At 68.4% G+C, this 11897-nt stretch carries 8 protein-coding genes; 5 read left to right on the top strand and 3 right to left on the bottom strand.

Going from position 1 to position 11897, the window contains the following annotated elements; genetic code table 11:
* The coding region (locus FW784_RS08840; protein ID WP_268890899.1) for a ubiquinone biosynthesis accessory factor UbiJ at window positions 1–474 on the top strand (474 nt) is incomplete at its 5' end.
* The gene (ubiB, locus tag FW784_RS08835; protein WP_149352984.1) at window positions 471–2132 is read left to right on the top strand and encodes a ubiquinone biosynthesis regulatory protein kinase UbiB; all 1662 of its coding nucleotides are present in this window, start codon (window positions 471–473) and stop codon (window positions 2130–2132) included. The genes FW784_RS08840 and ubiB, both read left to right, overlap by 4 nt.
* An 87-nt stretch (window positions 2133–2219) precedes the next feature.
* Here the strand turns inward: ubiB and FW784_RS08830 are convergent, their stop codons facing one another.
* The 3 genes from FW784_RS08830 to FW784_RS08820 all read right to left on the bottom strand — a co-directional run bounded on the left by FW784_RS08830 (window position 2220) and on the right by FW784_RS08820 (window position 8789).
* Window positions 2220–4988: a M16 family metallopeptidase gene (locus tag FW784_RS08830; RefSeq protein WP_149352983.1), complete on the bottom strand. Its 2769-nt coding sequence runs from the start codon at window positions 4986–4988 to the stop codon at window positions 2220–2222.
* A gap of 99 nt (window positions 4989–5087) precedes the next feature.
* Window positions 5088–6278 carry a BaiN/RdsA family NAD(P)/FAD-dependent oxidoreductase gene (locus FW784_RS08825; protein ID WP_149352982.1) on the bottom strand — a complete coding sequence of 397 codons (1191 nt, stop codon included), beginning with the start codon at window positions 6276–6278 and terminating at the stop codon, window positions 5088–5090.
* A gap of 123 nt (window positions 6279–6401) precedes the next feature.
* Window positions 6402–8789: a S9 family peptidase gene (locus tag FW784_RS08820; protein WP_149352981.1), complete on the bottom strand. Its 2388-nt coding sequence runs from the start codon at window positions 8787–8789 to the stop codon at window positions 6402–6404.
* Window positions 8790–9003: 214 nt separating this feature from the next.
* Here FW784_RS08820 and FW784_RS08815 point away from each other — a divergent pair, with 214 nt between their 5' ends.
* The 3 genes from FW784_RS08815 (at window position 9004) to FW784_RS08805 (ending at window position 11814) form a co-directional block, all read left to right on the top strand.
* The gene (locus FW784_RS08815; protein WP_149352980.1) at window positions 9004–10425 is read left to right on the top strand and encodes a cytochrome ubiquinol oxidase subunit I; all 1422 of its coding nucleotides are present in this window, start codon (window positions 9004–9006) and stop codon (window positions 10423–10425) included.
* Window positions 10422–11435, top strand: coding sequence for a cytochrome d ubiquinol oxidase subunit II (gene cydB / locus FW784_RS08810; RefSeq protein ID WP_149352979.1), 1014 nt, complete (start codon window positions 10422–10424; stop codon window positions 11433–11435). The genes FW784_RS08815 and cydB overlap by 4 nt, the downstream gene beginning before the upstream one ends.
* A 97-nt stretch (window positions 11436–11532) precedes the next feature.
* Window positions 11533–11814 carry a YcgL domain-containing protein gene (locus tag FW784_RS08805; RefSeq protein WP_149352978.1) on the top strand — a complete coding sequence of 94 codons (282 nt, stop codon included), beginning with the start codon at window positions 11533–11535 and terminating at the stop codon, window positions 11812–11814.
* The last annotated feature ends 83 nt before the right edge of the window (window positions 11815–11897 follow it).

Genomic DNA, 11897 nt, shown 5'->3' with positions numbered 1-11897 from the left:
CAGGTGCACGTGGAAGGCGAGCGCCTGTGTGTCGGCCCGGTCGATGGCGCGCCGGAACCCGACCTCTCGGTGCGCGCCACCCTCGGCGGCCTGATCGCGCAGCTGCCCTTCATGCGTCGCGACGACGCGCCCGCCGTCGGCAAGCTCCGGATCGAAGGCGATGCCGACCTCGCGCGCCGCCTGCAACGCCTCGCCGAGCGGTTCGATCCGGACTGGCAGCAGCCGTTCGTGGCGGCCTTCGGCGACATCGTCGGCGTGCAGATCGCGCAGCTTTTCGCGACCACGTTCCAGACCGCCCGCGACGCCGCGGGCGCGCTCGCCACCAGCACCGCCGACTTCGTCCAGCACGAGACGCACGACGTGGTCGCCCGCGACGAGCTCGGCGCCTTCTATGACGACGTCGATACCCTGCGCGACGATGTCGAGCGCATCGCCGCGCGAATCGAACGCCTGCGCATGAGGCGCCGCGCGTGACGCCGGTGCTGCGGGCCTGGCGCATCGGCCGCGTGCTGCTGCGCTACAGGCTCGATTCGCTGCTCGACGGCACGCCGAGCGAACGCTGGCTGCGGCTCGGCCGGCCGTTCGTGCCGCGCGCATCCGCGGAGGTCGAAGCCATGCCGCGCGGCGCGCGCCTGCGGCTGGCGCTGCAGGAACTCGGGCCGATCTTCGTCAAGTTCGGTCAGATCCTGTCCACGCGGCGCGACCTCGTGCCTCTCGACATCGCCGACGAGCTCGCCCTGCTGCAGGACCGGGTGATGCCGTTCGACGGCGATGTCGCGCGCGGGATCGTCGAGCAGGTACTGGGTCGTCCGGTCACCGAGGCGTTCGCCAGTTTCGACATCACGCCGCTCGCTTCGGCCTCCATCGCGCAGGTGCACGCCGCGACGCTGCCGGGCAGCGAGCGCGAAGTGGTGGTCAAGGTGCTGCGGCCGGGCATCGCCGGCCAGATCACGCAGGACATCGCACTGCTGCGCGCGCTCGCCGGCGTCGTCGAACGCACGCATCCTCGCGCCGAAAAGATCAGGCCGCATGCGGTGGTGGACGAGATCGAGTACACGCTGGACGCCGAGCTCGACCTGCAGCGCGAAGGCGGCAACGCCAGCGCGCTGCGCCGCTTCTGGCACGGCAGCGACGATCTCTACGTGCCGGAAGTGATCTGGTCGCATACCGGGGACCGCGTGCTCACGCTCGAACGCGTCTACGGCATTCCGTCGGATGACATCGCCGCGCTCGACGCAGCCGGCATCGACCGCCGCGCACTCGCCGAGAAGGGCGTGCGCCTGTTCTACACACAGGTATTTCGCGACAACTTCTTCCACGCCGACGCGCACGCCGGGAACATCTGGGTCGACATCGATCCCGCGCGCCGCGCGAATCCGCGTTTCATCGCGCTGGACTTCGGGATCATGGGCCAGCTTTCGGACGAGGACCAATACTGGCTCGCCGAGAACTTCATGGCGATCTTCAACCGCGACTATCGCCGCATCGCCGAGCTGCACATCGACGCGGGCTGGATGCCGGCAGAAACGCGGATCGACGAACTCGAAGCCGCCGCGCGCGCCGTGTGCGAGCCGTATTTCACGCGGCCGCTGTCGGAAGTGCCGCTCGCGGAAGTCATGGTCAAGCTGTTCCGCATGGCGCAGAAATACGAACTCACGCTGCAGCCGCAGTTGATCCTGCTGCAGAAGACATTGCTCAACATCGAAGGCGTCGGGCGCCTGCTTGATCCGCAGATCGACATCTGGGGCGTCGCCAAGCCGGTGCTGGAGAAGATCCTGCGCAAGCGCTACAGCCCGGGGCGCCTCGCGCGCGAGTTCCGCGCGCGCCTGCCGGAGCTCGTCACGCATGCACCGCAGATGCCGCGCCTGCTGCACGCGTGGCTGAAGCAGCAGGTGGAAGGCCGGCACGAGCTGCGCATGCGTTCGCAGGATCTTTCGCACCTGGTCGACGAAGTGCGGCGCATGCAGCGGCGCACGGTGGCCGCCATCCTCGGTACCGGGCTGATGATCGTCGCCGCGTTGCTGTATTCACGCGACGCCGGTGGGCCGAGCCTGTGGTCGGTGCCGGCGGCCGCCTGGATCGCGGGCATCGCCGGCCTGTGGGCACTGCGCGCGGGCTGGCCGAGGCGCTGATGCGAAGACGCCGGCGCGTGGCCGGCGTCCTGCAACTGCATCCAATGCCGCGACGGCGGGTCGAGCCCGTCGCGACGGACTGCCCTGTTACTTCGCCGCCGCCTTCGTGAAGTCGCCGGCCGCGTACACGCTCAGCTTGGCCGGATCGAAGTGCTTGCGGAGCGCTGCGTTCACGTCGGCCACGGTGAGTGCCGCCAGGCGGGCGTCGAACTTCGCCTGGAAGTCCATCGTGCGGCCAAGGTAGAGATTGCCGCCGAGCATGCCGGCCACGCTGCCGTCGGACGCGCGCGCCTGCTTGCGCTGGGTAAGCAGGCCCGCCACCGCATCGTGGAGCTCGGCTTCGGTCACGCCGCCGGTGACCAGGCGCGCCAGTTCCTCGCGCATCGCGGTCTCCACCTTCGCCGCGTTCTGCGGTGCGGCGATCGCCTGGATGTTGAGCGAGCCGGCGTCATCGCGACCCGTCGGGCTCGAGTCGGCCGACAGGCTGCTGCCCACGCCGTAGCTCAGGCCTTCCTTGCCGCGGATGCGCTCGCCAAGGCGCGAGGACATCGAACTGCCGCCGAGGATGTAGCTGGCGACCGCGAGCGCGGGATAGTCGGCATCGGCGTCGTTCAGCGACGTGTTCAAGCGCGCGAGCACGACTGCACTTGATTTGTCCGGCGTCTCGATCTGCCTGCGCTCGGGCGAGACATCGGTGAAGTGGGTGCCGATCGGCGAGTACGGCGTCGGTGCCTTCCAGTTCGCGAACAGCGTCTCGATCTCCTTGCGCATCGCCTTCGCGTCGAAATCGCCGACCACGGTGATTTCGCCGACCGACGTGCCGTAGAAGCGCTGGTGGAAGTTGCGCACGTCGTCGAGCTTGAGCGCCTTGATCTGCGCCAGCGAAGCGTCGATCGAGTCGTGGTGAAGCGGATGGCCGGCCGGCCACGGATCGAAGTGCGTGGCGAGCGCGTCACCGGCGAGGGGGGCGGGTTCCTTCGCATTCGCCTGCATGCCGGTGATCGCCTGCAGGCGCAACTGCTCGAATTCGGCCTCGTTGAACGCCGGCTCGCGCAGCAGGCTTGCGGCGAGCGCGAGCGCGTCTGCCACGTTGTCGCGCTTTGAATTCAACGCGATCGTCGCGCCCTGCAGGCCGCCGCCGACGCCGCCCTGGGTATGCAGGGCCTCGAAGCGCTGCGCGATCTGCTCACGGGTGAGTGTCTTGCTGCCGCGCATCAGCATGGCGCCGGCGAGGCTGGCGGCCATGTCCGGGTCCCCGGTGAGCGCGGCGACATTGCCGAAGCGGAAGTTCGCGCTGACGACGACGGTATCGCCGCGGTTGTCCTTCGGCAGCAGCGCGACCTTCAGGCCGTCGCCGATCGTGAACGTTTCGGTGCGCGCCTGGATGTTCTGCGGCGTCGGGTCGAAGGCCTCGCCCGCAGCGACGGCCGCACGTCCCGTGTAGCCCTTGAGAACGCTCGCCGCGTCGGGCGCGGCCGGGATCTCGGCGCGGTCGGGCGCGTCGGTCGGCACGAAGCGACCCAGCGTGCGGTTGCTCGGCTTGAGGTAGGCGCGCGCAACGCGGTTGACGTCGTCGACGGTGACAGCCGCGACGCGATCCCGATCGAGGAAGAAGAGGCGCCAGTCGCCGTCGGCCACCGCGCCGGTCAGGCCCATCGCTACCGCATTGACGTCCGACTGGTTCTTTTCGAACGCGTTGGCGAAGCGCTGCTTGGACTGCGCCACTTCATCCGCGGTGATCGGGTGCTGCACGACATCCTGTTCGACGAGGCGCAGCAGCTCCGACTCGATCTTCGCGCTGTCGCCGTCCTTCGGGGCGGCGACGTAGAACGTGGCGAGGCCTGCATCGCGCAGGCCGTCGGTGCCAGCACCGACGCCGGCGGCGAGCTTGCCCTCGACCAGCGCCTTGTGCAGTCGGCCGGTCGGCGTGTCGCCCAGGACGTCGAGCAGCACGTCGAGCGCCGCGCTGTCGGCCTGTGTCGCGCCGGGCACGTGGTAGGCAAGCATTTCGATGCGCACGTCGCCACGACGACGCACCGTCACCTCGTGCTCTCCGTCTTGGGTGGGTTCCACCGTGTAGAAGGCGGGCATCGGCCTGGCAGGCTTGGCGACCGCACCGAAGGCCTTGGCAACCTGCACCAGCGTTCGCGCCGGGTCGATGTGGCCGGCGACTACGAGCGTCGCGTTATCCGGGCGATACCACGAGTGATAGAACGCCTGCAGGCGCTCGATCGGCACCTTCTCGACATCGCTGCGCGCGCCGATCGTGTTGTGGCCGTAGTTGTGCCACTGGTAGGCGGCCGCGCGCAGGCGCTCGCTGAGCGCGCTGCCGGGGTTGTTGTCGTTGCGCTCCATCTCGTTGCGCACGACGGTCATCTCCGAATCGAGATCCTTGCGCGCCACGTTCGAATGCACCATGCGGTCGGCCTCGAGGCCGAGCATCCAGTCGAGCGTCGCGTCGTCGGCGGGGAACGAGCCGAAGTAGTTGGTGCGGTCGAGCGAGGTGGTCGCGTTGTAGGCGACGCCGCGCTTCTTCATTTCGGCGGGAATGTCGGTGTGCGTCGGCGTGCCCTTGAACATCATGTGCTCGAGCAGGTGCGCCATGCCGGTCTCGCCGTAGCCCTCGTATGCCGAGCCCACGCCGTAGGTGATGTTGACGGTGACGGTGGGGCGGCTGGCGTCCGGGAATAGCAACACGCGCAGCCCATTGGCCAGGCGGTATTCGCAGATGCCCTCCATGCACGGACCGGCGCTGGCGCCCTTGGGCAGCGCGGGCGCGGCAGCGGTTGCGGCGAAGGCGGGCGACAGCGCGAACGCGCAGGCAAGCGCGAGGATGCGGATCTGATTCCGTGACATGTGGATTCCTGGGGCTGGGGCCGGCCTCCCCGGGCGCGGCACCCCGTATTCTGCCTTCGCGACCGCCGATGCGCGAAGTCATGCATCTGAACGCGCCGGCTACACCGCGCAGACTGCTTTGCCGCACGCGTCGGCCGCGGCCCAGGCCCACTGGAAGTTGTAACCGCCGAGCCAGCCGGTGACGTCGACGACTTCGCCGATGAAGTGCAGGCCCGGGACGCGCCTGGACTCCAGGGTCGACGACGAGAGTTCGGTGGTGTCGACGCCGCCCAGCGTGACTTCCGCGGTGCGGTAGCCCTCGGTGCCGCTCGCCACGATCGGGAAACGGGAAAGCAGCGCGGCCGCGTCGCGAAGCTGTGTCGACGTGTACTGCTTGACGGGAAGGTCGGGCAGCCAGACCTCGCACAGGCGCTGTGCGAAGCGTTTGGGAAGAACGTCAGCGAGCACGTTGTGCATCAGCGCGCCGGGATGCGCGGCGCGTTGCGCTTCCAGCACCTCGAGCGCGTCGCGGCCCGGCAGCAGGTCGAGAGTGAGGTCATCGCCGGGCTGCCAGTACGAGGAGATCTGCAGGATCGACGGGCCGCTCAGCCCGCGATGCGTGATCAGCATCTGGTTGCTGAAGCTCGCGCCGTTGCATTGCACGGTGACGGGGAGCGCGACGCCGCTGAGATCGGCGAAGCGCTGCTGGTGCGTGCCGCTGAGCGTGAGCGGCACGAGGCCCGCGCGCGTGGGCCGCAGCGAATGCCCGAAGGTGCGTGCAAGTTCGTAGCCGAAGCCCGTTGCACCCATGCTCGGGATCGACAGGCCGCCGGTCGCGACCACGAGCGCCCGCGTGCGGAACGCGCCCAGCGTCGTATGGACGCGGAATACCCGGTCACCTTCCGCGTCGACCCGCTCCACGCTGCAGGATGTCAGCACGCGCGCGTTCGCTGCCTCGCATTCGTCCAGCAGCATCTTCACGATCAGCTTGGACGACTCGTCGCAGAACAGCTGGCCCAGTTCCTTCTCGTGGTACGCGATGCCGTGGCGTTCGACCATGTCGATGAAATGCCAGGGCGTGTAGCGCGCCAGCGCTGACTTGCAGAAGTGCGGATTGCCCGAGATGTAGTTCGCAGCCGTGGCGCCGGTATTGGTGAAATTGCAGCGTCCGCCTCCCGACATCAGGATCTTCTTGCCCACCCGGTTCGCATGCTCGACCACGACCACGCGCAGCCCACGGCGCGCGGCCGTGAACGCGCACATGAGGCCGGCGGCACCGCCGCCGATGATCAGGACGTCGAGGTCTTGCATGGGCTGCGTCACGATGCGGGCCTGCCGCGGACAGGGATTATCGCCGCCATGCGGTTAATCGGCTGCGCATGCAACGACGCCGCCCGCGGGCGGCGTCGCAACGACCGACTGCGGCGGGTGCGCTTACTTGCCGAGTGCGCCCGCGAACAGCTCGCGGATGCGTCGGTACTCGTCGTACCAGGAATCCGCGTGAACAAAGCCGTGGCGCTCGAGCGGATACGGTGCGATCGACCACTTGTCCTTGTGCAGCTCGATCAGCTTCTGCGTGAGCATCACGGAATCGCGGAAGAACACGTTGTCGTCGTTCATGCCGTGCGCGATCAGCAGGTTGTCGTGCAGGCCCGCGGCGTATTCGATCGGCGAGCTCGCCTTGTAGGCGTCAGGGTCGAGCTCCGGCGTGTTGAGGATGTCGCTTGTGTACTCGTGGTTGTACTGCGACCAGTCGCTCACCGGGCGCAGGGCCGCGCCGGCCTTGAACACGCCGGGTTCGCGGAACAGCGCCATCAGCGTCATGAATCCGCCGTAGCTGCCGCCGTAGATGCCGGCGTGCGCGCGGTCGGCATGCTTGTTGGCCACGGCCCAGTCGAGCCCGTCGAGGTAGTCCTCGAGCTCGGGATGACCCATGTTCCGGTAGATCGCGGTGCGCCAGTCGCGGCCGTAGCCTTCGGAACCGCGGTAGTCGAGGTCGAGCACGACATAGCCGGCGTCCACCAGCACGTTGTGGAACATCTGTTCGCGGAAGTACGTCGGATACCGCGCATGCACGTTCTGCAGGTAGCCGGCGCCGTGCACGAACATCACGATCGGGTAGGTCTTGCCGGGGTCGTAATCCTTCGGCCCGTAGAACTTGCCCCAGACGGTGCCCGCGCCGTGCTTGCTGGGCACCTTCACGATTTCAGGCTTGATGAAGTCGATGGCGCGGAACTTCGCGCTGCGCGTGTCGGTGAGCTCGCGGGCGCCGCCGCCGGCTACGTCGACCACCGCGAGCTGCGGCGGCACGTAGGCCGACGAATGCCGCACCAGCAGCCTCGACTCGTCAGGCGAGAGGCGGAAATCCTCGACGCCGTCGAGCGCGGTGACCTCGTGCACATCGCCGCCATTCGCATCGACGGCGCAGACCTCGTAGTCACCCGGCCAGTTGCGGTTGCAGTCGAAATAGAAGCGACGGCCGTCGCGCGTGGGTACCGGCGCGGACACTTCCCATGAGCCGGACGTGATCGCGCGCGACTGCCCCGGCGCGTCGCTGACGTACAGATGCGAGTAGCCGCTCTTCTCCGACAGGAACCACAGGCGGTTGCGGCCGCCGGCGCCCGGCAGCCAGCCGAAGTCGTTGAAGTTCCAGTTGATCCACGCGGGGTCGGTGAGGCGATCGCGCGCCACCAGCTTCTTCGCCGCCAGGTCCACCTGCGCGATCCAGCGGTCCTTGTTGTCGACGGCGCGCACGAGCACCGCGGCGTCGCGCCCGTCGTCGCTCCAGTGGATCGCGGGGCCGCTGCCGTCGCCGTCGGTTTCGACGCGCGCGTCGCGCGCGCCTTCGAGCGCCTTCTTGCCGGCTTTCTTGCGCAGTTCCGCGAGTGGATCGACCTTGATGCCGGGCAGCGCATCGAACTTGAGCTGCGTCACCGCGCCGGTCGCGATGTCGACCAGCCACAGCGAGTGCGCGGCCGGGGCGTTGTGGCCGACGCGCGTGCGCGCTTCTTCGGTTTCCTCGTAGCCCGACTCCGTGACGTAGCGCGGCAACTTGCCCTGCTGGCCGAGATCGGCGCCCTTGGGGTACGTGACGGCCAGCAGCCAGCGGCCGTCGGGCGAGAGCGCGCTGTCGACCAGCTCGACGTCCTTGCCGAGGTAGGCGGTCGGCGGCGCGGCAGTCGGATCCGCCTTGCGCCACGCCTCGTCCTGTTTCTTCGCCGCCTCGCGCTTCTCGCGATCGGTGCGCAGCGTGTCGCTCAGCCGCAACTGGCGTGCGCGCAGGTCGTCATCCTTCTTAGACTTGTCGGGATCGTCTTCGGTCTTCAGCGACGACGCCTGCGCGACGCCGTTGCCCGCGCGCCACGCGAACCAGTCGTTGCCCGCGCGGAACACCAGCTGGCCCTGCGGGCCCCATTGCGGCCGCGATTCCTCGGCGGTGGTGCGCGTCACCTGCGTGAGCGCGCCGGATTTCAGGTCGCGCACGAAGATGTCGCCGCCGCGGGAGAACGCCATGCGTGCGCCGGCCGCATCGATCACGGCATCGTTGCCATCGATGTCCGCCCGCGCTGCGCCATCGAGCTTCGTTGCCGCGCCGCCGGAGATCGGCTGGCGGAACGTGTCGCGGCTCGAGGCACCCTCGCGCTTCTGCGAGTAGAAGGCGGACTGGCTGTTCCACGACCACCACGCCTGTTCGACCGAATTCCCGATCCAGTCGGGATCCGACATGGCCTGGTCGAGGCTGATGCGCGGCGTGGTCTGCGCATGGGCCAGGGGCGCGAGCCCGGCGAGCAACAGGGCGGTGAGGAGACGCTGGCGACGCATCGGCAAGTCCGTCAAACGAAGTGGCCGGAGGGTAACAGCCGCCGACGCACGGCCGCTGGGGTGGCGGTCGCGGCCCGCGTCGCGCCGCAGGGGCAACCGGCCGCGCCCGCGGCGGCGCGATGACGGGGCCCCCGGTTCTCACCTGACGCGGCGCTGCTGCAGGCGCACAATACGCAGGCGAATTGACGATCACTGATCGACGGGAGAGCCCTCGATGGATGCATTGCTGCTGTCACGGATCCAGTTCGGATTCGTGATTTCGTTCCATATCCTGTTTCCCGCCTTCACGATCGGCCTCGCCAACTGGCTGGCCTTCTGCGAATGGCGATGGCTGAAGACGCGCGACAGCGTCTGGCGCGACATCTATTTTTTCTGGCTGCGCATCTTCGCCATCAGCTTCGGCATGGGCGTGGTCAGCGGCATCGTCATGAGCTTCCAGTTCGGCACCAACTGGGCGGTGCTGAGCGAGCGCGCGGGCAATATCCTCGGCCCGCTGATGACCTACGAGGTGCTGACCGCGTTCTTCCTGGAGGCCACGTTCCTCGGCGTGATGCTGTTCGGCGCGAAGAAGGTGCCGGAGAAACTGCATTTCCTCGCCAGTTGCATGGTCGCGCTGGGCACGCTGGTGTCCACCTTCTGGATCATCGCGGCCAACAGCTGGATGCATACGCCGGCCGGCTACACGTTGACGGCGGCTGGGGTGTTCGAGCCCGCCGACTGGTCGAAGATCATCTTCAACCCGTCATTCCCGTACCGCCTCGCGCACATGGTCCTGGCGGCGTTCATCACCACGTGTTTCGTGGTGGGCGGCGTGGCCGCGGCGTATCTGCGCCGGGGCGAACACGTCGACGCGGCGCGCAAGATGCTGCGGATGGCGGTGCTGTTCGCCGCGATCACCGTGCCGACGCAGATCTTCGTCGGCGACCTGCACGGGCTCGAAGTGCGCGAGTACCAGCCGACCAAACTGGCCGCGATCGAAGCGCACTGGGAAGGCGGTGCACCGGGCGCCGGCGTGCCGCTGGTGCTGTTCGCGCTGCCGGACGCGAAGGGCGAGCGCAACAACTACGAAGTCGCGGTGCCGCGCATCGGATCGCTGATCCTCACGCACAGCTGGGCTGGCGAGATCCGCCCGCTGAAGTCGGTGGCGCGAGAGGATCGTCCCCCGATCGCGCCCGTGTTCTTTTCGTTCCGTGTAATGGTCGGATTGGGCGTGGCAATGCTGGCGATCGCGTGGCTGTCGGCGCTGCAGTTGCGTCGACGACGCCTGTTCGAGACGCGCTGGCTGCTCAACGGTTGGCGTTTGATGACGTTCGCCGGCTTCGTCGCCCTGCTCACCGGCTGGTACGTCGCCGAGATCGGCCGGCAGCCGTGGGTGGTCTATGGGTTGCTGCGCACGGCGAACGCGGTCAGCCCCATGCTGTCGGCCGGCAGCGTCGTCGCGTCGATCACCGCCTTCCTGCTCGTGTACGGCATCGTGTTCGGTTCGGGCATCTGGTACATCCGCAAGCTCGTGCGGACCGGACCGGTGCCGCATGATCCCGGCCCGGACCGCGACGAGGGCGAGCGCAGCGCGAAGCGGCCCCTTTCGGTCGATTCGCCGTTCGACGGCAATGACGTCGGCGAGGCGCGCACATGAGCGCCGCGACCGTGTTGCCGGTGCTGTGGTTCGGCGTGATCGGCTTCGGCGTGCTGATGTACGTGCTGCTCGATGGCTTCGTGCTGGGCCTCGGCGTGCTCGCGCCGTTCGCGCGCGACGAGGCCGAACTCGACCACATGATGAACACGGCCGCGCCGATCTGGGACGGCAACGAAACCTGGCTGGTGCTGGGCGGCACCGGCCTGCTCGCGGCGTTCCCCAAGGCGTATGCGGTGATGTTGTCCACGCTGTACCTGCCGGTGCTTCTGATGCTGATCGCGCTGATCTTCCGCGGCGTCGCCTTCGAGTTCCGCTTCAAGGCCACGCGGGCCAAGCGCTTCTGGGGCGCGGCGTTCGGCCTCGGCTCGACGTTCGCTGCATTCGCGCAGGGCGTGATCCTCGGCTCGATCGTGGAAGGCATGCCGCTCACGGCGGGCAAGTACCTCGGTGGCGCGTTCGGCTGGTTCAGCCCGTTCTCGATGCTCACCGGCGTGGCGGTGGTGTTCGGCTACGCGCTGCTCGGCAGCACGTGGCTGATCCTCAAGACCGAAGGCCGCCTGCAACGCCTCGCGCGCGGCATGGCGCGCCCGCTGGTGATGGTGGTCGTGGCCTTCATGGGGCTGGTCAGCGCGTGGCTGCCGTTCCTGAACTCGCGGATCATGGCCCGCTGGTTCGAGCACGGAAATTTCTGGTGGCTGCTGCCCGTGCCGCTGCTGGCGCTGGCGAATGCGTATGCGCTGTGGCGCGCCGCGCTGCGGGAAGGGCGTGACGCCACGCCGTTCCTGCTCACCCTCAGCTTCTTCGTGCTCGGCTTCGCCGGACTCGTGCTCGGCATCTGGCCGCACATCATCCCGCCGTCGCTGACGATCTGGAACGCGGCCTCGCCGCCGTCCTCGCAGATGTTCGTGATGGTCGGGCTGGTGGTGCTGCTGCCGGCGATCCTCGGCTACACGTGGTGGTCGTATCGCGTGTTCGCGGGCAAGGTGGCGGCCGATAGCGGTTACCACTGACGCGCGCCCGCGGAGATTAGGGATCCGTCAAAACCGGCCGCGGGCGTCGTCTATGCTTGCGAACGGGGGCGCATTCCCACGCCCCTCCGGATCGGCCATGCATGCCTACGTCTACAAGAGCCTCCGCAAGGCCGACACCTACATCTACCTCGCCGAGCGCGACGCGTTCGACGCGCTGCCGCCGCCGGTGCGCGAGCAGCTGGGCGGGCTCGACTTCGTGCTCGACGTGGAGCTGACGCCGGAGCGCCGCCTCGCACGCGTGGACGTGGCGAAGCTGCGCGAGGCGCTAGGCACGCGCGGCTTCTTCGTGCAGGTGCCGCCGCCAGCCGATGCCGCCGCCTACGACGCCGGCGAGTACTACCGGAGCCGGGATGCCTGAGCGGAGTGCACTTCGCGGGCGCGCGACCGCGCTCGTCGTGGCGTCGCTGATCCTGGCCGCGATCGCGGGGTTCGGCGTGCCCG

Origin of the sequence: Cognatilysobacter lacus (assembly GCF_008274655.1) — a bacterium.
GTDB classification, from domain to species: Bacteria; Pseudomonadota; Gammaproteobacteria; order Xanthomonadales; family Xanthomonadaceae; genus Cognatilysobacter; species Cognatilysobacter lacus.
The sequence above is the reverse complement of the archived record's forward strand: the minus strand, read 5'-3'. Positions and strand labels throughout refer to the sequence as shown.

Excerpts from the sequence above, each read along its gene's own strand:
- FW784_RS08830 (WP_149352983.1), bottom strand. The coding sequence starts at position 4,988 with ATGTCACGGAATCAGATCCGCATCCTCGCGCTTGCCTGCGCGTTCGCG.
- FW784_RS08825 (WP_149352982.1), bottom strand. The coding sequence starts at position 6,278 with ATGCAAGACCTCGACGTCCTGATCATCGGCGGCGGTGCCGCCGGCCTC.
- FW784_RS08820 (WP_149352981.1), bottom strand. The coding sequence starts at position 8,789 with ATGCGTCGCCAGCGTCTCCTCACCGCCCTGTTGCTCGCCGGGCTCGCG.
- FW784_RS08815 (WP_149352980.1), top strand. The coding sequence starts at position 9,004 with ATGGATGCATTGCTGCTGTCACGGATCCAGTTCGGATTCGTGATTTCG.
- cydB (WP_149352979.1), top strand. The coding sequence starts at position 10,422 with ATGAGCGCCGCGACCGTGTTGCCGGTGCTGTGGTTCGGCGTGATCGGC.
- FW784_RS08805 (WP_149352978.1), top strand. The coding sequence starts at position 11,533 with ATGCATGCCTACGTCTACAAGAGCCTCCGCAAGGCCGACACCTACATC.